This is a genomic window from Cellulophaga sp. 3_MG-2023 (assembly GCF_030546975.1).
GTDB lineage: Bacteria > Bacteroidota > Bacteroidia > Flavobacteriales > Flavobacteriaceae > Cellulophaga.
Genome location: NZ_JAUOPS010000002.1, coordinates 886,793 through 908,278 on the forward strand (window position 1 = coordinate 886,793; position 21,486 = coordinate 908,278).

Annotated in this window: 19 protein-coding genes; 10 read left to right on the plus strand and 9 right to left on the minus strand. The window is 32.4% G+C overall.

The window, feature by feature from the left end:
* The first annotated feature begins 18 nt into the window (after window positions 1-18).
* The gene (locus Q4487_RS08815; protein WP_303539992.1) at window positions 19-597 is read left to right on the plus strand and encodes a fasciclin domain-containing protein; all 579 of its coding nucleotides are present in this window, start codon (window positions 19-21) and stop codon (window positions 595-597) included.
* An 86-nt stretch (window positions 598-683) separates the two neighbouring features.
* Here the strand turns inward: Q4487_RS08815 and hemF are convergent, their stop codons facing one another.
* The 7 genes from hemF to hemA all read right to left on the minus strand — a co-directional run bounded on the left by hemF (window position 684) and on the right by hemA (window position 7,180).
* Entirely contained in the window at window positions 684-1,586 is a 903-nt protein-coding gene (gene hemF, locus Q4487_RS08820; RefSeq protein WP_303539990.1) for an oxygen-dependent coproporphyrinogen oxidase, read from the minus strand.
* A 1-nt stretch (window position 1,587) separates the two neighbouring features.
* Window positions 1,588-1,935 carry a 5-carboxymethyl-2-hydroxymuconate Delta-isomerase gene (locus Q4487_RS08825; protein ID WP_303539987.1) on the minus strand — a complete coding sequence of 116 codons (348 nt, stop codon included), beginning with the start codon at window positions 1,933-1,935 and terminating at the stop codon, window positions 1,588-1,590.
* Window positions 1,936-1,940: 5 nt separating this feature from the next.
* Complete coding sequence (locus Q4487_RS08830; RefSeq protein ID WP_303539985.1) at window positions 1,941-2,696, minus strand: EI24 domain-containing protein; 756 nt, start codon at window positions 2,694-2,696, stop codon at window positions 1,941-1,943.
* A gap of 27 nt (window positions 2,697-2,723) precedes the next feature.
* Window positions 2,724-3,212: a hypothetical protein gene (locus Q4487_RS08835; RefSeq protein ID WP_303539983.1), complete on the minus strand. Its 489-nt coding sequence runs from the start codon at window positions 3,210-3,212 to the stop codon at window positions 2,724-2,726.
* Window positions 3,212-4,240 carry a uroporphyrinogen decarboxylase gene (gene hemE, locus Q4487_RS08840; protein WP_100894195.1) on the minus strand — a complete coding sequence of 343 codons (1,029 nt, stop codon included), beginning with the start codon at window positions 4,238-4,240 and terminating at the stop codon, window positions 3,212-3,214. Before hemE ends, Q4487_RS08835 begins: the two co-directional genes overlap by 1 nt.
* A 106-nt stretch (window positions 4,241-4,346) precedes the next feature.
* A complete protein-coding gene (hemC, locus tag Q4487_RS08845; protein WP_303539980.1) occupies window positions 4,347-5,924 on the minus strand; it encodes a hydroxymethylbilane synthase in 1,578 nt (525 codons plus the stop codon).
* Window positions 5,921-7,180, minus strand: coding sequence for a glutamyl-tRNA reductase (hemA, locus tag Q4487_RS08850; protein WP_100894197.1), 1,260 nt, complete (start codon window positions 7,178-7,180; stop codon window positions 5,921-5,923). The genes hemC and hemA overlap by 4 nt, the downstream gene beginning before the upstream one ends.
* Window positions 7,181-7,386: 206 nt before the next feature.
* Between hemA and Q4487_RS08855 the strand changes: the two genes are divergently transcribed.
* A complete protein-coding gene (locus Q4487_RS08855) occupies window positions 7,387-8,277 on the plus strand; it encodes an AraC family transcriptional regulator (protein WP_100894198.1) in 891 nt (296 codons plus the stop codon).
* Between the two features lies 1 nt (window position 8,278).
* Here the strand turns inward: Q4487_RS08855 and Q4487_RS08860 are convergent, their stop codons facing one another.
* Window positions 8,279-9,130 (minus strand): N-acetylmuramoyl-L-alanine amidase-like domain-containing protein, encoded by an 852-nt coding sequence (locus Q4487_RS08860; protein WP_303539976.1) that lies wholly within the window; start codon window positions 9,128-9,130, stop codon window positions 8,279-8,281.
* 16 nt (window positions 9,131-9,146) lie between these two features.
* Window positions 9,147-12,656, minus strand: coding sequence for a TraB/GumN family protein (locus tag Q4487_RS08865; RefSeq protein WP_303539975.1), 3,510 nt, complete (start codon window positions 12,654-12,656; stop codon window positions 9,147-9,149).
* 219 nt (window positions 12,657-12,875) lie between these two features.
* On the opposite strand from Q4487_RS08865, the gene hemH reads away from it, so the two are divergent.
* The 8 genes from hemH (at window position 12,876) to Q4487_RS08905 (ending at window position 21,483) form a co-directional block, all read left to right on the plus strand.
* The gene (gene hemH, locus Q4487_RS08870; RefSeq protein ID WP_303539974.1) at window positions 12,876-13,907 is read left to right on the plus strand and encodes a ferrochelatase; all 1,032 of its coding nucleotides are present in this window, start codon (window positions 12,876-12,878) and stop codon (window positions 13,905-13,907) included.
* Window positions 13,908-13,923: 16 nt separating this feature from the next.
* The gene (locus Q4487_RS08875) at window positions 13,924-14,475 is read left to right on the plus strand and encodes a CopD family protein (RefSeq protein ID WP_303539973.1); all 552 of its coding nucleotides are present in this window, start codon (window positions 13,924-13,926) and stop codon (window positions 14,473-14,475) included.
* Window positions 14,476-14,570: 95 nt separating this feature from the next.
* A complete protein-coding gene (locus tag Q4487_RS08880; protein WP_089118354.1) occupies window positions 14,571-17,705 on the plus strand; it encodes a glycosyl hydrolase in 3,135 nt (1,044 codons plus the stop codon).
* 27 nt (window positions 17,706-17,732) lie between these two features.
* Window positions 17,733-19,211 (plus strand): ComEC/Rec2 family competence protein, encoded by a 1,479-nt coding sequence (locus Q4487_RS08885; RefSeq protein ID WP_303539972.1) that lies wholly within the window; start codon window positions 17,733-17,735, stop codon window positions 19,209-19,211.
* Window positions 19,212-19,266: 55 nt separating this feature from the next.
* Window positions 19,267-19,647, plus strand: a complete 381-nt coding sequence (locus Q4487_RS08890; RefSeq protein WP_144709166.1) for a VOC family protein — start codon at window positions 19,267-19,269, stop codon at window positions 19,645-19,647.
* Window positions 19,648-20,048: 401 nt separating this feature from the next.
* A complete protein-coding gene (locus tag Q4487_RS08895) occupies window positions 20,049-20,345 on the plus strand; it encodes a hypothetical protein (protein ID WP_303539971.1) in 297 nt (98 codons plus the stop codon).
* A 14-nt stretch (window positions 20,346-20,359) separates the two neighbouring features.
* On the plus strand, window positions 20,360-20,656 hold the full coding sequence (locus tag Q4487_RS08900; protein WP_303539970.1) for a hypothetical protein: 297 nt from the start codon (window positions 20,360-20,362) through the stop codon (window positions 20,654-20,656).
* A 59-nt stretch (window positions 20,657-20,715) separates the two neighbouring features.
* Window positions 20,716-21,483, plus strand: a complete 768-nt coding sequence (locus tag Q4487_RS08905) for a GLPGLI family protein (RefSeq protein WP_303539969.1) — start codon at window positions 20,716-20,718, stop codon at window positions 21,481-21,483.
* Window positions 21,484-21,486: the final 3 nt, after the last annotated feature.

A 21,486-nucleotide genomic window follows, 5' to 3' on the forward strand; every position in this document is an offset into this window, starting at 1 on the left:
ATATTAAAACACACAAAAATGAAATTATCTAAATTTTTAAAATCGACTTCACTAGCTATTGTTCTTTTAATTGGAGCAAACACATTTGCACAAGATAAAATGATGAAAGCTGAAACAAAAATGGTTGGCGGCGCAGAAATGTACCCATCAAAAGATATTGTATCTAACGCCGTAAACTCTAAAGACCACACCACACTTGTTGCTGCCGTAAAAGCTGCAGATTTAGTAAAAACGTTACAAGGAGAAGGTCCTTTTACTGTTTTTGCTCCAACAAATATGGCTTTTGAAAAATTACCAAAAGGTACTGTAGAGACTTTATTAATGCCAGAAAACAAAGCAACATTACAAAAGGTACTTACCTACCACGTTGTTGCAGGTAAATATTCTGCTGCAGATATAATGAAAGCAATAAAAATGGGTAAAGGAAAAGCAGAATTTACTACTGTTGCTGGCGAAAAATTAACTGCAATGGTTACTAAAGGAAAAGTACAGTTAAAAGATGTTGCTGGTAACGTCTCTACAGTTACAATTGCAGATGTAAACCAGTCTAACGGTGTTATACACGTAGTAGACACTGTAGTTTTACCAATGAAATAGTTTTTTATTAGTTTGATTGATTGTTCCCCAAATGTAAAAAGGTGTCTAAAATTATATTAGACACCTTTTTCTTTGTTATTCTTATTCTAAACCCACTCTTTAGGTGTTTTTAAAACCTGAAGCAATTTTTCTTCTTCACTACCTTTCTCTGGGGTATGATCATAAACCCATTGTACGTGCGGAGGCAAACTCATTAAAATACTCTCTATACGTCCGTTAGTTTTTAGTCCAAACAACGTTCCTTTATCGTGCACCAAATTAAATTCTACATAACGGCCACGTCTAATCTCCTGCCAATCTCTTTGTTCTTTCGTATAAGGCAATTCTTTTCTTTTTTCTACAATGGGCACATAACACGTTAAAAAGCTGTTACCAACCTCGGTTACATAATTGTACCAATCTTGCATAGACATAGCGTCTGTTGCCTTACAGTAATCAAAAAATAAGCCTCCAATACCACGCGCTTCATCTCTATGAGCGTTCCAAAAATACTCATCACAACGAGCTTTGTACTTGGCGTAAAACTCTGGATTGTGTTTATCACAAGCAGTTTTACATACGTTATGAAAATGAGTAGCATCTTCATTAAACAAATAATATGGCGTTAAATCTTGTCCGCCACCAAACCACTGGTCTACAATGTTACCTTCTTTGTCATACATTTCAAAATAACGCCAATTTGCATGCACTGTAGGGACCATTGGGTTTTTAGGATGCAATACTAAGCTTAATCCACACGCAAAAAAATTAGCATCTTTAACACCAAAATACTGTTGCATACTCTGTGGCAACTCACCATGTACACCAGAAATATTTACACCACCTTTTTCAAAAACAGCGCCATTTTCTATAACTCTAGTTCTACCACCTCCACCTTCTGGGCGTTTCCAAATGTCTTGCTTAAATTTAGCAACACCATCTACAGCCTCTAACTTAGCGGTAATAGTATCTTGCAGTTCTTGTATGTATGTATAAAATTTGTCTTTCATTTTAAATCATTGATTTATTACAATAAGTTTCCTTTTCAAAATCTCTAATATTAATAGCTATAAAAGGGACTTCTGGGAATAACTGGTATAATTTTCGTGTTATTTCTTTTGATAAGCTTGCTTTTTGCTCTTTAGTTCTGCCTTCCATAATATTAGCAAAAACGTGAATAAAAGGCTCTTGCTTGCCCCCTACCAAATAGTGTTTTTTAAAAGGATTTAAACGTACTTTTATATCTGCTTCATCAAACAAATTAGAAGCTACTGCTACAGTATGTATTGACTCTAAAACCTCTGTTGGCCTTTGCAGTTTTAAAATATCACTAGAACAATCTATAACAAAGTGTGGCATACTAATTATTTTTTAACAGCTAAAGTGTCTTTCTTTAAAATTTCTATTGTTTTTACCGTTGCTGCAGTTACAGACAAAGGTAAAACAAGAATAATACCTACTAATGGCACAAATAAAAACAGCATAAAAATGATACCATTACCAATTGCTAAACCTCTATTTTTACGCACCAGAACAATACTTTCTTTATATTTTAAATGACGTTCTAAAGTATAGTCCATATTACCAAAACCTGCGTAATATGCTTGCATTAAAAATAACAATATGGTTGAAGCTATACCAACAACTGGTATAAGGCCAAGTAGTAGAATTGGTATGGTAAATAAAATTTCTTTAACCAAGTTTCTTACATTTATACGTATACCTCTCCATAATTGCTCACTAAAAGATGTGTTTGTATGACTATGTGCCGGTACACCCGTTAAGTGTGCTTCAATTTTTTCTGATACCGGACTCATAAACGGAGCAGACAATGCCATTACAATATGCTTGTATAGCAATAAACCTATTACAACAATTATGGTTGCTCCTAAAAAATTAGATACTGTAGTAAAAACCTCTTTACCCCAATCCCAAATCCATATTTGAGCTATAAAGCCACCAATACTACCAGACAACCAAATAGCTAACAACACAACAATAGCTGCCGTTAATACACTAATTAGTATAGGTACAAGAAAATATTTCCAAAGTTTTAACTTAGAAATTAGAGCAAAAGTACCTGTATAGGCTTTTATTCCTTTTAAGATATTTTTGAGCATTTTTTTTGTTTTAAAATTCTTAGTAAACTAAGGTACAATATATACCATATTTGCAGGGTATAGTTTTATATCTTTTGCACTTACTATTTTTTCTGCAACCTTACTTTTTTCAAAAATAAAGTCTATTAATTCTACTTGGTCTTTATCAATAAAATTGAAGAAATATAATCTACCTACTGCATTATTTTGCAAATCCATAAGCTCATCTAACTCATTATTATTAGTAACTTTTTCATACAAATTGGTTACTTTTTGAGCCCAAAACACGCTTTTTTGCTTGTTTTTGGTTCGTTTTAATGAATAAGAACACAAAAGAGCATTCCACACTGCGTGCCTAAATGCATTGCCTTTATTACTTTTACTATGACCTCCTGGGTAATACGTATTGCAAAGTGCAAATGTTTGTTTTGTAGCCTTTATACTAGGAACTAACAACAATGGATGTTTAAAAAACAGCAAAGACAGTTTAAAAAACTGTCTTATGCTTAAACTTTTTATTCTGGTCCAGATTTTCACTAGTTAGCCTTATACTCTTTTACAGCATCTATAAATGCTTTTGCATTTTCTAGCGGTATGTTTGGTAAAATACCGTGACCAAGATTTACTATGTATTTGTCTTTACCAAAATCATTAATCATTTGGTGTACCATTTTTTTAATCTCTGCTGGTGGTGACAATAGTCTAGATGGATCAAAATTACCTTGCAACGTAATATTACCACCTGTTAAGTAGCGTGCATTACGTGCAGAGCAAGTCCAGTCTACACCTAATGCAGATGCACCAGATTTAGCCATATCACCTAAAGCAAACCAACACCCTTTACCAAAAGCAATTACAGGCGCTTCATCTTTTAAAGCATCTATAATTTGCTGTATATACTGCCAAGAAAACTCTTGATAATCTGTTGGAGATAGCATACCACCCCAAGAGTCAAAAACCTGAACTGCATTAACACCTGCCTTAACTTTCTCTTTTAAGTAAGCAATGGTAGTGTCTGTAATTTTTTGTAATAATTGATGAGCTCCAACAGGGTTTGTAAAACAAAACTCCTTTGCTTTATCAAAATTTTTGCTTCCCTGACCTTGTACACAGTAACATAGAATTGTCCAAGGAGAACCAGCAAAACCTATTAAAGGAATATCATCATTTAGTTTCTCTTTTGTCATTTTAATAGCATCCATAACATAACCAAGTGTGCTATTTATGTCTGGTACAATAACAGATTCTAAATCTTTAGAGGTACGAATAGGATTTGGTAAATATGGCCCAAAATTTGGTTTCATTTCTACCTCAATATTCATTGCCTGTGGAATAACTAAAATATCAGAAAATAAAATAGCTGCATCCATACCATATCTGCGTATAGGTTGCACTGTTATTTCTGATGCCAATTCTGGTGTCTGACAACGTGTAAAGAAATCGTATTTCTTTTTGATTTCCATAAACTCTGGCAAGTATCTACCAGCCTGACGCATCATCCAAACCGGTGGTCTGTCTACAGTTTCTCCTTTTAAGGCTCTTAAAAATAAATCGTTTTTTATCATATCCTCTCCCTAACCTTCTTTAAAACAGAAGGAATTTGTTTAACTTAAACTCAACTTTATAACAAACAAAAGCTAAAAACCAATAGCCAACAGCCAAGGTTAAAAGTTAGCTATAATGCTCATTTACTAAATCTATAACACTTTCTACAGTTGGTAGTTTTGCTACTCTAACATCTGAAAAATGCTTTTTTGCCTCTGCAGCAGTTGTATCTCCAATACAAAAAGCAATTGCATTGGCTTTATTTTCTTTTAAAAAGCTTTCTATACCAGACGGACTATAAAATAACACTGACTCTACGCTATCTGGTGCTTTTTTAGTATCAAACTTTGTTTGGTATGCTTCAATCTCATTAATCTTAATATTGTTTTTTTCTAAGATTGTAGGCAAATCATCTAATCTTAAATTTCCCGAGAAATAAGTTACTTCCTTTGTATCTAAGTTATCTGCTAAATAATGTGCTAATTCTGTTGCGCTTTTTTCAAAATGTGCAACAGGACCAATATTATTTTTTATAAAACGTCTTGTTTTACGACCAACACAGTAAATATTTTTAAATTGTAATTCTGAACCTGCATAATTTGTAATTACAGATTCTACCGCATTTTTACTTGTAAAAACAACGTTTTCAATTTCATTTTTAAAAAAACGAGGCGCAATTCTATTAGAGTTAATTTTTATAAAATCGTTACTCTCTACAGTTATTCCGCTTGTAAATCTATCTTTTTGGTCGTTGGTTAGCAATTTGGTAGAGTAAACAGTGGTCTTTTTATCCTCACTATGTAGTCCTTCCATTATATATTTACCACCACGCTCTAAAACAAACTCTGCAATAGTCTCTGCCAGGTCTTGATGTTTACCTAGTTTCACAACTCTGTCAGTTTCAATTTTTTTAGATCCGTCAGGACTTAAAAGTACAACTCTAAAAACTACTTGCTCGTTCTTTATATAAGCCAATGCACCAATTGGTGCAGTACAACCACCTTCTAATTTATTTAAAAATGTACGCTCTATTGTAGTACATATTTCTGTTTCTTCATGATTAATTTCTGAGCAAATAGCCAAAATATCCTCATCTATTTCCCTAGCGGCAACCATTATTGCACCTTGTCCTGGAGCAGGCACCATCCAATCTAAATTTACAGCTTCTTCTGGTCTTAAATCTAAACGACCAATACCAGCAGCAGCAAATATAGCTCCGTGCCAAGTTTCTGAATCCTCTAGCTTTTGCAAACGTGTGTTTACATTACCACGTATATCTTCAACCCTATGCGTAGGGTAACGGTTTAACCACTGTGCTTTACGGCGTAAACTGCTCGTAGCAATAACACCATCTCGTGCACCTAAAAATTCTTCGTTGTTTTTGTAAACTAACGTATCTTTTACATTACCACGTTCTAAAACAGCAGCTTGTACAATACCTTTTGGTAAAACAGTTGGCACATCTTTTAAAGAGTGAACGGCAATATCTACATCTCCTTTTAACATTGCTATGTCTAAAGTTCTTGTAAAAATACCTGTAATTCCTAACTCGTAAAGTGGCTTATCTAACTCTAAGTCTCCTGTAGATTTTACAGCAACAATTTTTGCTTTGTGACCTAATTTTTCTAGTTCAGATTTTACTCTGTTTGCCTGGTATAATGCAAGTTCACTATCTCTGGTACCAATGCGTATTATTTTGCTCATTTTGTTGAATTCAATTCTAATTGAAAAACTTTCTGTATTAAATCTAAACTATTGTTTGCATCTGTATTTTCATCTTTTAAATGATTAGCAAACTGTTTTGTAATTTTTTGTATAATACGGTCTGTTATAATATCTGCTTCTTCTAAGTTAAAGTTAGCAGCCTTTTTGCTATGAAAATCTAGCTCTTCTTCTTTAATTGTATTAAGCTTTTGCTTTAATGCTTTAATTACCGGAGCAAATTTGCGGGTCTCTAACCACTTTATAAACTCGGTTTTAATTTCATCGTTAATAGCTTCTGCCTGGGGTATAAACTGTTTTCTTTTCTCTAAAGTTTCATCTGTCATTTGCGATAAATGATCTAAATGAATTAAAGATACATTGTCTAACTCCTCTACATTATCTGCCACGTTTTTAGGAATAGAAAGATCTAAAATTAAAAGTGGTTTTTTAGTATAAATTAACTCTTTAGAAATAGTAGGTTGTGCAGCACCAGTAGCAACTATTAACACGTCTGTATTTCTAATTTCGGCCTGTAAATCTCCGTAATCCTTAACTACTAAATTAAACTTGCCAGCAACTTTTTCTGCCTTGTCTTTGGTTCTGTTTATTAAAGTTATGTGAGAGTTTTGTGTGTGTTTTATTAAATTTTCACACGTATTACGTCCTATTTTACCAGTACCAAAAAGTAAAATATTTTTATCTGATATATTTGGAACGTTTTTAATAATGTACTGTACAGATGCAAAAGCTACAGATGTTGCTCCGCTAGATATTTCTGTTTCGTTTTTGATACGTTTACTTGCACGTATAACTGCATTGCACAAACGTTCTATAAACGGGTTTGCTAAATTGTGTTTTTTAGAACGAACAAAACTTTGCTTAAGTTGACTTATAATTTCAAAATCGCCTAGAATTTGACTATCTAAGCCTGTACCTACTTTAAATAAGTGACTAATAGCATCGTTATTTTTATATACATATGCTACTTCCTGAAACTCTTCAACCGTACCCAAAGCATTATCGCACAACAATTTTATTAATTGAAATGGATGCTTTGCAAAACCGTGTAATTCTGTTCTGTTACACGTAGAGGTTACCAATAAGCCATCTATACCTTCCTCTGCTGCCTCTACTAGCAATGCATTCATTGCTTTTTCATCTAAACTAAATTTACCTCTTACAACTGCATCTGCCTTTTCGTAATTAAGACCTATAGTGTAAAAAGAGTTATGTTTAGAAATATGATAATTCTTCATTGGGAATTTTTCAAATCGGTTACAAAAATAATTCTAGCATTACAATAAAAGTAACGCTAGAGGAACAATAAGTATCGATAACCGCTTTTTACACCAACATTTACGCTAAAAAGGTGCTAAATGCTTATATTTGTTGCTATAACAATGATTTTAAGATTTCTATTTAGAACCTTTCTAAATAGGTGTGAGTTGTAATAATTTTTAATATGGAAGCAAAAAATGCCGCTAAAGGTTCATTTGAAGAAGTACTGATTGAAGACGGGTTTTACGTACTTAAAATACAAAACGATAGTATTGAAAATCAAAAAGTTGAACGTGAAATAGACAGTTCTTTCATACAGTTTCATTACTGTTTAAAAGGCAACGGAAAGTTTATTTTTAATGACAGTAGTTATGCTTTAGAGGTTTCTGAAGAAAACTCTCTTTTACTATACAACACACAAAAAGATTTACCTTTAAATTTAGAGCTAAGCCCTAACTCTTGGATGGTTTCTGTGGTAATGACAATACGTAAGTTTCATTCTTTATTTTCTAAAGAAGCAGAATATATCCCTTTTTTGAGTTCCGATTTTAAAGACAAAAAATACTACTCACAAGAAAATGTGAGTCCGGCTACAGCAATTGTTCTTAGTCAGATTATGAACTACAACCTACACTCGTCTATTAAAAGTTTATATATAAAAGCAAAGGTTTATGAACTTATTGCGCTATATTTTAATATGAGTGAAGACGCAGATATAGAACAATGTCCGTTTTTGGTTGATGAAGATAACGTACAGCGAATTAAAAAAGCAAAAGAAATTATTATTGCAAGAATGGCAGAACCACCAACGTTAGCAGAATTGTCTGATGAAATTGGCTTGTCTTTAAAAAAGTTAAAAGAAGGTTTTAAACAAATTTATGGCGACTCTGTCTACAGTTTTTTGTTTGAACATAAAATGGATTATGCACGCAAAATGTTAGAAACGGGCCAGCATAATGTAAACGAGGTTGGTTTAAAGGTAGGTTACAGTACAGCCAGTCACTTTATTGCCGCCTTTAAAAAGAAATATGGTACAACACCTAAAAAGTATCTAATGTCTTTAACTAATGGCTAATTTAAATTGGCCTTGCAACCATAACACCAATATTACTTTTTATCTTTTTAAGATAACCTACCAATGGTAATTTTGTTATCTCTACTTGCATAGACCCTGTGGAAGCGTGCAACATATGTATGCGCCCATCTTGAGCACGTATAGCAATACCTGTATGCGTAACGTCTAATCCTTTAATAGAGGTTGCCAACGCAATAATATCACCAGTTTGTATTAAGTGCTCATTAGCTGCAATATCATCTGCAGATAATACACAAAACTCGTTTTGTTTTAGTACTTCTTCAGACTCTAAAATAGTATTATAATTAACATCATCTTTTAAAAACGGATACAAATCTCTGTGTGTACCCATAAAGTTAATTTCCTTTTTAACAATTTTACCTCCAAGGTCGTTTGTTATATTTTTAACCAAGCCTTTAGTTTCATTATTAGAAATCCACTCTGTAAAGTAATGCAGTCTAGAGCCATAACCATCTAAATTACCATCTCTATATCTAATTTTTTTTAAGGCGTTAGTAAAGTCTAAAAACTTTAAATTATCTGCTCTAGAAATTAATCCAAAAGCTAAAACATTTTCTACAAAAGTGGTACAATCTAAACCTTGTAAATTAACAACCAAAGATTCTTTTTTTCCAATTTCTAGCGTTTTTGCTACATACGGAATTTCTAAAAAAGTTTTTCCTATAGCCGTTAAACTATCTCCAAAAGTATTAGATTTTGGCAAGGCCTTTATCTGCATTATTTTTGCATTAAAAGCAATACTATCTTTTGGAGAGCAGGTAATATGTTGTGCAAAAGAAACTACCGAAAATAAAAGAGTACACAGTACTATTAATTGTTTTTTCATCATCATCAAAAGTAATTAAAAATTAATAGTTGTAGTTCATAAACTGTGTACTGTAAGCATTAGGTCTATAAACTGCGGCACGTTTTCTTTCTTTTAAAATAAACTCCTCTGTAACCATATCTAAAACCTCATCTTGTGTATAAACATTGTCAAGAATTTTACCGTTATTCTGATAAAAAGGCTGATCTCCAATTTCTTCATCTTTAGGATATACTAAAAGGTATAATTTCTTAGTTTCATCATAAGTTGTTTTTTGTGAAAACTCATAATAATAACCTTCATAGATTACACCATTGTAGTATATATCTTTTGTAGTCACAAAGGCTACTTTATACTTATTGGTATTATACCTGTTTCTAATGTATATTAAGCTCTCACCTAAACTTTCTTGTGTATAATACTCCTTAGGAAAAATATTTAATTTTTCAGCAACTTTAAGCTTATTAAACAACAGCTTTCTACTTTCTGGATTAGCAGCTAAAGAATCTAAAATACCATTTGGTATAGGAGAGTTAGACCTAGCCAACAAGGCTGTATATGTTGTTTTTACGGCTGCATCATTACTTAGTAAAAGTTTGGTATAAAACCACTGTACTTCTTTTTCTTTTCTAAAAGGAAAAAGCAAAATTGCGTAATCTTCTAATGTATTATAAGCTATATTTCTAGAACCAAAACCTCTTGGTATACCATTTTTATTATCCTTTCCTAAATGTCTTTTAAGCTGAATTTTAGCATCGTTCAAAATCTGTTTTTTATACTTTTTATAACTGTTAGACTTTATATGAGAATGCAATTGCAAGCGAGCTAAAATAGAAAATATGGGTGCTTTGTATTCTTCAATAGCACTATACTCTAAAATTTTAGGGAATAAATGCTTTGCTAAAGAGAGACTATCTAAATACGGTTTAAAAATGGTATTAATTTCATAATCGTTACTCACTAGTGGCAAGTCTTTAGACATTAAATCTAGTAGCGTATGAACAGATTTCTCATTTGCTTTTGAGGCTACAGCTTGTAGTATTTTTGTTTGAGCATTAGAGTTGTTATAAGAGTCCTCATAAAAAGAAGTAAAAAAAGGTGTAACTCTACTGCTGTTAAGTTTACCCATTTCTTCAATTAAATAGGATTGTATTTTCTTTTGACTATCGTTAAAATCAAAACTAGTAACGTAATAGGCAAGTGAATCTAAGTGCTTTTCGTCAAAATTTAAAAATCGATATCCATTAAGCGCTATACTATCATTTTTACGCAATGCTTCAAAAAACAAAGGTGTTTTATCTTCTAAAAACGATTTGCCAATAACGGTATCCTTAGGTGTAAAGTTGTTTATAAATGCAGTTATAAAACCGCTAGATTTTTGCACGGTATCTACAACCGCTTTAATCTCGTACAACAAACCATCTTTGGCTATGTTCCTCACAAAAATACCTCTTGTACTAGCTGTATCTGTTAAAATCAAATTTAACTGCTCATACCCTTCTGGTGTTTTAGATTGCTGTTCTTTGTACAAAATAAAACTCTTTTTTTGATACATTTTTTTACGTAATCTCCAAAGAGAATCTACACTTGGTAGCATTAGAAAATCGTGCGCTTTATTTACTGCAACACTAATAATTTCTCCATTAGCATTTTGGTAAAGATTAGTTTTTGTGTACGGATTATAAGCTTTTGGCTTTTTTCTTCCACTATTATAACTATAATTATTTACTGAAAAACTCGGCGGCTTTACGGTAGATTTTGTTGTAAAATACAATGCGGTGTCTTTTACAAAGGTGAATTCTTTTTTATAGCTTGGCGCTTGTATGTTAAAAGAATTAAAATAAGTATTAGCAATAGCAGAGTCTTTACTAACAACACCTAACAAATAATAATTTACACCGTTTACAACCGATTTTAAAAACAGTTTTTTATTAGAAATAGAATCTAAAACTCCGCTAGACACTAGCATATTATTTTTAAAGTTCTTGTAAACTGGTTTTACTTTTAATTGCTGATAAAAACGCTTTTGAATTTGTTTTAGCTCAAACGTATCTTCCTCTATAAAACGCAAATCGTTTTGACTAACCTTTTTAAGAAAATAATAGTCATCTGTTTTTGTATTTACGCCCTGTACAAAACGATTTCCTTTTCTGTATTTATTAGTAAACGTATGGTTTGATGGCATTTGTACAGAAAAATCTTTAAAGCCAGAAGTTATCTTAACATTTTTTAAAAGATCTTTTTTTAATGTAATTGTATTAAAAATAGTATCTGAATATTGTTGCACATATGTACCCTCACCTCCCATTTTAAAAATAATAATTTCTAGTGGTGTTATATAAATTTGGTACCGTTGGTAGTCGCCATTTTTAAGTAAGTTTTTAATCTCAAAAAAGGGAACTCCGTCTTTTTCTTTCTTATTTTTTTCTAAAATTTTTCCAGGAATATTCTCAAAAAGCAACTCATCAATCTTGTCAAAATCAAAAGTTCTATCATTTTTTAAATAAGAAAAAGTAGGTATGCGGGTAATCATCACATAACTACCATTTGCCAAATCTGGCACTATATAACTTGTATTGTTACTATCTGTTACTGGATATAATTTATTAGGTAACAAAACTGTAAAAGCATCATCATCTGGAGACTGTTTTTTATAGGTATTCTGCTTAAATGTTTTAACTATTTTTTCTTTTAACTGCTTGCCTTTATAACCAACTTTAGATGTTAAGGGTTTAACAGTATAACCCTTATTACGCAAAAGCGCAATTACGCCTTTATCACCTGGCAAATGTGCTGCGCCAATACCCGTAAATACTTTATTATTTTGTAAAAGAGAATCTAACTTTACAACCATATTGTGGTTGCGTATGTAGAGCATATTTTTTAAATAATGATCGGTATAAATTCCAGAATCTAAAGAGTCAATTAAATTTATATTACGCTCTCTGTAAGCATCTTGCAATAGAAAATCCATTCCTTTTTGCTGCATTTTTTTAAGCAGCCAATCGTCTGGTTTAGCTTTCATAGGGTTTAAATTTGCCCTACCTACTAGTATTCTAGATTCTTCTAAACCTTCTAAAGCAACTATTTTTTTATTAAACTTTTGTCCCGCTTGGTATATAAACATATCTAAGTATGTTTCTTCTTCAAAATCCTGACTAAAAGAATTGGTTCTATATAGTAATCCATTTAAAATACGATCCTCAAAAGCCAAGTAAGAACTCACTTCTTCAACCTGTGGATTATTCATTAAAAAAGAGTTAGCATAAAAACCCTTTGGCACATAATTATAACGCGTAGAAGTCTGGTTCATATCATCCTCTAACCAAGTAGCTGGGTCAGACTCCAATGCAACAACATCACTCTTTAGTAAAGACTCATAAAAAACATCATCTAACCTAAAAGCTATTTTTTTGCTTACGTGCATTGTTCCGTATAAGTAAGACGTTTGCTTTAAGCCATTGCCAGAAATCTCCCAAAGCAAACTATTTTTTTCTTGAGCAAAACCTAAACAAGAAAAAAAAAGTAAAACAGAACCAATAAAAATGCGCATAAACATTTGTTTTTTTATAAAATATCAACGTAAAAATTAGTTGTAAGTTGCACTAAAAAAAATTACCGCAAAAAAAATACGGCTTAGTTAACATTACATTATGAAGATACTAAACTTTTAAAAACGATTCTAGTTATTAAAGAATAAGTATAAATTATAGTCAAATGTGTTAAAGTTGAGTTACAAGCCCTATTTTTGCATTTCTAAAGAGATACAATTGTGAAAGGAGTTTTATTAGTAAATTTAGGGTCACCAGATAGTCCAACTGCTAAAGATGTTAAACCATATTTAGATGAGTTTTTAATGGATGAAAGAGTTATAGATGCACCTAATTGGTTGCGTAATATTATTGTACGTGGTATTATTTTACGCACTAGACCTAAAAAATCTGCAGAAGCTTACAAAAAAATTTGGTGGGAAGAAGGATCTCCTCTTGTTGTAATCTCAGAACGTTTTACTGCTAAAGTAAAAGAACAAACAAAAATGCCTGTTGCTTTGGGTATGCGTTATGGTAGTATGACTATTAAAAACGGATTACAAGAACTTAAAAGCAAAGGTGTAGACGAGGTATTACTAGTTCCTTTGTATCCGCAATATGCTATGTCTTCTTTTGAAACCGTTGTAGTTAAGGCAATGGAAGAAAAAGAGCAGCATTTTCCTGAAATGAAAATTACTACATTACAGGCTTTTTATAAAAATGAAGCCTATTTAAAAGTACTATCTGATAGTATTGCTAAAAACTTAGAAGGTTTTAATTACGATCATATATTGTTCTCTTACCACGGTATTCCAGAACGTCACATAAAAAAATCTGACCCAACTAAATTTCATTGCAAAATAGATGGCTCTTGTTGTAGCACAAACTCTGTTGCACACAATACGTGTTACCGTCACCAATGTTATGAGACTACAAAAAGAGTTACTGCCCTTTTAGGTATACCAGAAGATAAAATAAGTGTATCATTCCAATCTCGTTTACCAAACGACCCTTGGTTAAAACCGTATACAGATTTTGAGTTTGAACGTTTTCCTAAAGAAGGTAAAAAGAATTTAGCTGTAATTACACCTGCCTTTGTTGCAGACTGTTTAGAGACTTTAGAAGAAATTGCTATGGAAGGTAAAGAGCAATTTACAGAAGCTGGTGGTGTAGAGTATAAACATATACCTTGTTTAAATACTGATGAAAACTGGGTTGCTGTAATGGCAGACTGGGTAAATAATTGGGAAAAAGATGGTAGCTTACCAAGCTAAATAAACTAGTGTACTAATGGAAGAATACTACCTGTATATAAAATCGCTTCACTTAATTTTTGTAATTACGTGGTTTGCTGGTTTGTTTTATATACCTAGGTTATTTATTTACCATATTGAAGCCAGTTTTAAACCTTCACCAGAAAAAGAAATTTTAACAACACAGCTTAAATTAATGACCAAGCGTTTGTGGTACATTATTACTTGGCCATCTGCAATTTTGGCTGTGTTATTTGCCCTATTGCTACTTATAATTAACCCATCATTTTTACAACTGCCTTGGATGCACGTAAAACTTGGGTTTGTTTTTTTACTGATTTTATATCATTTAAAAAATCATCAAATAGTTAACCAATTACAAAAAAACCAAATAAAGTACAGCTCCAAATTTATGCGTATTTGGAATGAAGCTTCTACGCTTATTCTTTTTTCTGTGGTATTTTTAGTAATAGTAAGGAACGCTATTAACTGGGTTTACGGTGTGCTTGGTATTTTTACCTTGGCACTACTTTTAATGCTAGGTATTAAATTATATAAGCGCATTAGAAGTAAAAATCCTAATGCATAAATTATACTACCAACACAAACCACTAGTGCATTAATTTCTTTGGTTATTAGTTTTTTTCGCTATTTTTAGAGAGACTAATTACAACCAAGAACATTATGAAACTCAATCACCTAAAAAACAGCACGTTTTTGTTGCTGCTTTTATGCATTTCTCAAATTTCTTTTGCTCAAAAAAGAAAACAAAAATCTACAACAGACCAATACCCAGAAGCTTTATATAGCAGTATGCAATACCGCTTAATTGGACCCTTTAGAGGTGGTAGATCTGCGGCAGTAACTGGGGTACCAAACAAACCTAACTTATTTTACTTTGGAGCTACTGGTGGTGGCGTTTGGAAAACCGAAGATGGCGGAAGAAGCTGGGGTAATATTTCTGACGGCTTTTTTGGCGGTAGTATTGGCGCTATAGAAGTTGCACAAAGCGATCCTAATATTATTTATGTTGGTGGTGGAGAAAAAACACTACGTGGTAATGTTTCATCTGGTTATGGAATATGGAAAACTGAAGATGGTGGTAAAACTTGGACCTCTGCTGGCTTAAGTAAAAGCAGACACATACCACGTATAAAAATTCACCCTAAAAACCCTAACATTATTTACGCTGCAGTTTTAGGTAATATATACAAACCTACAGAAGAACGTGGTGTTTATAAAAGTACAGATGGCGGTAAAACGTGGCGTAAAACACTATTTGTTAATAGCAGTGCAGGCGCTGTAGATTTAACGTTAGACCCAAACAATCCTCGTGTTTTATATGCATCTACGTGGCGCGCAAAAAGAACACCGTATAGTTTAAGCAGTGGTGGAGACGGTTCTGCTTTATGGAAAAGTACAGATAGTGGAGAAACTTGGACAGAAATCTCTAAAAACGAAGGTTTTCCTAAAGATACATTGGGGATTATTGGCGTTACTGTTTCGCCTAAAAACTCAGAACGTGTATGGGCAATTGTAGAAAACAAAGAAAAAGGCGGCCTATACCGTAGTGATGATGGCGGTAAAAAATGGACGCAAGTAAATGCTGAGCGTAAATTACGTCAACGTGCTTGGTACTATACACGTTTGTATGCAGACACAGAAGATGTTAATACTGTATATGTACTTAACGTGCAATACCACAAATCTACAGATGGCGGCAAAACGTTTAGCACATTTAATGCACCACACGGAGATCATCATGATTTATGGATAGCTCCAGAAAACCCAAAGAGAATGATTATTGGTGATGATGGTGGCGCGCAAATTACCTATGATGGTGGCGATACTTGGAGCACTTACAACAACCAACCTACAGCACAGTTTTACAGAGTAACTACAGACAATGCATTTCCGTACAGAATTTATGCTGCACAGCAAGACAATTCTACCATACGTATAAACCACAGAAGTGATGGGCGTTCTATTAGTGATAATGACTGGGAGGAAACCGCAGGTGGCGAGTCGGCACATATTGCTGTAGACCCAACAAATAACGATATTGTATACGGTGGTAGTTATGGCGGATTTTTAACTAGAAAAAACCATAAAACAGGTACAACAAGAGCTATAAACGTATGGCCAGACAATCCTATGGGATATGGTGCAGATGGGATGAAATACCGTTTTCAATGGAACTTTCCTATACTATTTAGCAAACACAACCCTAAAAAACTATACACCTTCTCTAACCACGTACATGTTACAGAAAATGAAGGTCAGTCTTGGAAATTATTAAGTGATGATTTAACTCGTAATGATCCTAGCAAACTAGTTTCTAGTGGCGGACCAATTACACAAGACAATACAAGTGTAGAGTACTATTGCACCATTTTTGCAGCTAATGAGAGTCCGCTTAAAGAAGGCTTACTTTGGGTTGGTAGTGATGATGGTTTAATACACGTATCTAAAAACGGTGGCGAAACTTGGGAGAATGTTACACCTAAAAATATGCCCCAATGGTCTATGGTAAATAGCATAGAACCTTCTGCTTTTAATGAAGGTACGTGCTATGTAGCTGCTACAAAATACAAGTTGGGCGACTTTGCACCTTACTTATACAAGACTACAGATTACGGACAAACCTGGACAAAAATAACAAACGGTATAAACAATGAGCACTTTACACGTGTAGTGCGCGAAGATCCTAAACAAAAAGGATTGTTATACGCTGGTACGGAAACAGGAATGTATATTTCTTTTAACGATGGTGCTAGCTGGAAACCTTTTCAGTTAAACCTACCAATTGTACCAATAACAGATTTAACAATTAAAAACAACAATTTAATTGTTGCTACACAAGGTAGAAGTTTATGGATTTTAGATGATTTGTCTGTATTGCATCAATTAGATGAAAATACAAAAAATGCAACATCAATATTATACAAACCAAAAGATACTTATAGAACAAAAGGCGGTAGCAGTAGCAGACCATCTAAATTAGCCGGAAGCAACCACCCAAACGGTGTAATTACGCATTTTTATATTAACAAACTAGAAGAAAACGATAACGTTAAACTAATCTATTTTAATAAAAAAGGAGATACTTTAGCTACGTTTAGCAATAAGGCCAAAGAAAAAAACAAGAAATTAAAAGTTAAAAAAGGAGGCAACACCTTTGTGTGGGACACGCGCGGAAAGGGAGCCGAGAAACTTAAAGGTATGATTTTTTGGTGGGCTAGTTTTAACGGACCAAAAGCAGTACCTGGAGATTACAACGTACAATTGGTGGTTAATGGCGCTACACAAAGTAAAGACTTTACCATTGTGCCAGACCCAAGAGCAGAAGCTAGCATTGCAGATATGCAAAAGCAGTACAATTTTATAACAGAGGTAAATGAAACGGTAAACAAAGCACATACTTCTATTAAAAAAATGCGAAAAATTACAGCACAACTTTCTGCTTTTGAAAAACAATATAAAGATACTGAAGCAACAAAAGAACTGGTAGAAAAAGCCAAAACAATGCGAGAAAAGCTAGAGAATATAGAAAAAGAGCTGTATCAAACTAAAAACAGAAGTAATCAAGATCCGCTTAACTTTCCTATAAAATTAACCAACAAATTAGCGCATATAAATAGTTTAATTGGCTTGGATGATTTTGCACCAACAGACCAAGATATTGCCGTTAAAAATGAACTAACAGCAAAAATTAATACACAACTAACTGCTTTTAATAAGGTGTTAGATGATGAAATAACCGCTTTTAATACTGCCTTTAACAACCTAAAGTTAAATTATTTATTTGTTGAAGAGTAGGCATATGTAACCCTAAATAATGTTCTAATGACACATCTATCAGAAGACGCGTACAACATAGGATCCTATAAAAGAAAATATGCGTTTGCAGAATACCCTTCTGTAAAAATTTACAAATCTTCTGATGGTAGGTCTTGGGGCAATCATCTTTTATTTGGTGATTATATAAAAATTTTAGATACCAAAATTGTAAATAATAGAGTATTTGCCAGAAGCAGAAATACCAATGGTTGGGTAAAAGTAGATGAACTTAGAAAAGAAAGGTTATTAGAGGTTAACTTTGTAGATATTGGCCAAGGAGACGGTTGCCATATTGTTACTCCAAATGATAAACACATACTTATAGATGCCGGAAAAACGGATAATATGAACCGGTATTTATCATGGCGTTTTAATTTGTATGACCATAAATCTCCCTTATCTTTTCCGTTCACAACAATTATTAGTCATTCTGATGCTGACCACTACCAAGGTTTTGGGTATGTTTTTGACAATGATAAAATAAAAATAGACACTATTTACCATAATGGTTTAGTAGAACGCCCTGGTGCTAACAGGTTAGGCACTAAAAAAGATGGCTATTATACAAATGTAATAACAACTACAGCGCAAATGCTGCACTTAATTACAGACGCTAAAAACAGAAAAGGTGCAGGTTCTACCTATTGTAAAACACTGTACAAAGTATTAAAACATAACCCTAATGTTAGTTTTAAAGCGTTAGACATTAGCGCTAATTATTTGCCCAATTATAGTAAAGAAAGCACTGTAAATAATACTAAAAACTCAATAAAAATATTAGGGCCAATTACTAAAAAAATTGAGGGTAAAGATGCACTAAAAAGTATTAACAATTTAGGAAAAGATAAAAACGGACACTCTGTTATTTTAAAGTACGAGTTTGGTAAGTCTAAAATTCTTTTAGGAGGAGATGTTAACACAGAGTTTGGCCAAATACTACAAGATTATTACAAAAATAATGCTCAGTTACATGAATTACAAGTAGATGTAGCCAAGGCTTGCCACCATGGCAGCAATCATTTTCATTATGGCTTTATACAAGCAATAAATTCTAGTGCCACAGTAATATCTTCTGGTGATGATGAAAGTTATGCTCATCCAAGGCCAGATACTATTGGTGCGTTAGGCAAATGTGGTTATGGAGAAAAACCACTTATTTTCTCTACCGAATTGGCTAGGTCTACAAAAGAAATAACGTATATTAAACTACAAGGTATTTCTAAAATGTTTGAAGACTTAAAAATCATAAAAAAGAACTATAAAGAAGAAACCGAAGAAGCGCAAAAAAAGAAGTTTTTAAAAAGTATAAAAAAAATTAATAAAGAAATAAACTCGTTTTTAACCAAATACGGAATGATTAACCTTAGAACAGATGGTGAGCGTATGATAATTGCCCAAAAACTAGAGCGTAATGCAGGCCATAGCAAATGGGACATACACAAACTAAAGTATTCTAAAACTACAAAAAGGTTTGAGCAAGAATAGTATTTTTACGTGTTAAACCTTATTTAAAAACAAGCCTTATTTAAACCAAAAAACAATGAACCTAAACCAGGTAACTGTACCCTCTTTAGATTTAACAAAGTCTATACCGTTTTATGAAAAATTAGGGCTAAAACTAATTGTAAAAGCATTACCGCATTACGCAAGGTTTGTGTGTCCAGATGGCAACTCAACTTTTTCTGTTCACCAGACAAAAGAATTGCCAAAAGGAGAAGGTATTTATGTTTATTTTGAATGCAAAAACCTTGACGAGCAAGTGAATACTATACAACAAAACGGAATTAATTTTGACCTACTACCAACAGACCAAAGTTGGATGTGGAGAGAAGCCAGGCTAAAAGATGTAGATGGAAACCAACTGATATTATTTTATGCTGGTGAAAACAGACTAAACCCACCTTGGAGAATAGAAAACTAAATTACAATTTATACAAGCCTCTTTTTAGAGGCTTTTTTATTACATATTACTCAAATTTTTATTTTCCAGTAAGAAAAGAAATATTAAAAAAAAGTTTTATCCTACAAAAAATAATTAATATATTGCTCGAATAAATAATTAGACTATGCAGCTAGCTACGTGCTTAGGTGGTTCTACTAGCGTAGTAAATTGCGTTTATTAACTAGTTGGCAGACATTTGAGCACCTAAACAGAGTAATTTAAAGACCATCCGACTTACGGAGTTTGAATGAAAAACGTAAATTGACTCTCTGAAAGTGAAGAATAAAAGCCAACAGGTCTAAAGTGGAAAGGCCACGAACTAAACAATAATGACCTTAAACTTACAGAGTTTAGATTTTTAATCATCAAAAACTAAAAAGATGAAAAATGTATTTTTTGCTCTAGCTTTTATGCTAGTAGGAACGTTTGCTTTTGCAAACGAAAACTCTTATGTATTGGATAAAGACGAATCTTTAATCAAAATCGAATCGAATTACTATAACAACATTGATATTGATGTTCAGAATTTTATTCCTTTTAAACAATGTAAAGTTAAAATAGAAGGAACTGTCAATGGTAAACCTGTGGAAGTTTCAGTTGAATTCACAGCCGATGATTGTATTGAGGGTACAGTTAAAATCCTTAAAAGTGTTATTAAAGACATAATGGACAAATAATAAATGAAAGTATTATGAAAAAAAGTATTCTATATTTATTTTTAATGACTTTTGGGTTCTCTTTTGCAGGTAATAGTGCATATAATATGAAAAAAGAGGAATCTTTACCCAAAATAAAATTTGATAACCTAACAACAGATAAATATTCATTTTCTGACAAAGAACTTATAGATTGTGCTGTTAAAGTTAAAGGAACTTTTAATGGTGTTGAAGTAGAACTAGAAGTTACTATTTCAGATGTTTCTTGGTTGAAATGTCAAGCCGTTAAATTACTAGCAAAAAAGAAAATAGCTGAAATGGCGGACAAATAATCTCTTATTTGACAAAAAGCGGAATAAATAAATATTCCGCTTTTTAAATAACTTAAATTATGATAAAAAGACATATTCTTATATTAAAAATAATACTCTTAACTGCATTAAACTTTTCTTATGGGCAAGAAAATCAAAATATTCAAGCACATTATACTTATAGCAATTACGGTACAAATCAAAAATATGATATAAAATTATTTACAGATAACACTAAAGCCATTTCAATATTTAACAAAAAAAAGAAAGATAGTGTTTCTATCAATGAAGAAGATGAAAGTGTAAATTTTAATAAAGAGTACTATGACGATGAGGGAAAAAAATTCTTCGTTGACTTAAATCAACAAGAGTTAATATTTAGAGATTTTGTATATGATGGAGAAGATAAAGCTGTTTTAGTCTCTGAAAAATTAACTAATTTAAAATGGGTACTGAAAAACAAAACCAAAACTATAGGAACTTATCAGTGTTATCTTGCTGAATTATCTTTCAGGGGAAGAACTTTTAACGTGTGGTATTATCCAAAGATAAATACCCCATTTGGTCCTTGGAAATTTTATGGTTTACCAGGCCTAATTATGTCAGTACAATCAAAAGATAAAAATATATTTATGAGTCTAGATAAATTTACAATATCTAAAAATAATAATATAGAGATTGTTAAACCATCAAACGGCGAAGAAATCACTTTTGATAAATATAAAGAATACAAAAAAAATGAAGTTCAAGAATTTGTTAAGAAGTTACAGAGTAAATTACCTCGAGGAGCTAAAGTAACAATAAATAGTAGTAATGAAAATTACAGTTTAGAAAAAGTAATTGACTAGCTT

Bases quoted from the DNA above. Each gene is read 5' to 3' on its own strand.
- Q4487_RS08815 (WP_303539992.1), top strand. From the start codon at position 19: ATGAAATTATCTAAATTTTTAAAATCGACTTCACTAGCTATTGTTCTT.
- hemF (WP_303539990.1), bottom strand. From the start codon at position 1,586: ATGAAAGACAAATTTTATACATACATACAAGAACTGCAAGATACTATT.
- Q4487_RS08825 (WP_303539987.1), bottom strand. From the start codon at position 1,935: ATGCCACACTTTGTTATAGATTGTTCTAGTGATATTTTAAAACTGCAA.
- Q4487_RS08830 (WP_303539985.1), bottom strand. From the start codon at position 2,696: ATGCTCAAAAATATCTTAAAAGGAATAAAAGCCTATACAGGTACTTTT.
- hemE (WP_100894195.1), bottom strand. From the start codon at position 4,240: ATGATAAAAAACGATTTATTTTTAAGAGCCTTAAAAGGAGAAACTGTA.
- hemC (WP_303539980.1), bottom strand. From the start codon at position 5,924: ATGAGCAAAATAATACGCATTGGTACCAGAGATAGTGAACTTGCATTA.
- hemA (WP_100894197.1), bottom strand. From the start codon at position 7,180: ATGAAGAATTATCATATTTCTAAACATAACTCTTTTTACACTATAGGT.
- Q4487_RS08855 (WP_100894198.1), top strand. From the start codon at position 7,387: ATGGAAGCAAAAAATGCCGCTAAAGGTTCATTTGAAGAAGTACTGATT.
- Q4487_RS08860 (WP_303539976.1), bottom strand. From the start codon at position 9,130: ATGATGATGAAAAAACAATTAATAGTACTGTGTACTCTTTTATTTTCG.
- Q4487_RS08865 (WP_303539975.1), bottom strand. From the start codon at position 12,656: ATGCGCATTTTTATTGGTTCTGTTTTACTTTTTTTTTCTTGTTTAGGT.
- Q4487_RS08875 (WP_303539973.1), top strand. From the start codon at position 13,924: ATGGAAGAATACTACCTGTATATAAAATCGCTTCACTTAATTTTTGTA.
- Q4487_RS08880 (WP_089118354.1), top strand. From the start codon at position 14,571: ATGAAACTCAATCACCTAAAAAACAGCACGTTTTTGTTGCTGCTTTTA.
- Q4487_RS08885 (WP_303539972.1), top strand. From the start codon at position 17,733: ATGACACATCTATCAGAAGACGCGTACAACATAGGATCCTATAAAAGA.
- Q4487_RS08890 (WP_144709166.1), top strand. From the start codon at position 19,267: ATGAACCTAAACCAGGTAACTGTACCCTCTTTAGATTTAACAAAGTCT.
- Q4487_RS08895 (WP_303539971.1), top strand. From the start codon at position 20,049: ATGAAAAATGTATTTTTTGCTCTAGCTTTTATGCTAGTAGGAACGTTT.
- Q4487_RS08900 (WP_303539970.1), top strand. From the start codon at position 20,360: ATGAAAAAAAGTATTCTATATTTATTTTTAATGACTTTTGGGTTCTCT.
- Q4487_RS08905 (WP_303539969.1), top strand. From the start codon at position 20,716: ATGATAAAAAGACATATTCTTATATTAAAAATAATACTCTTAACTGCA.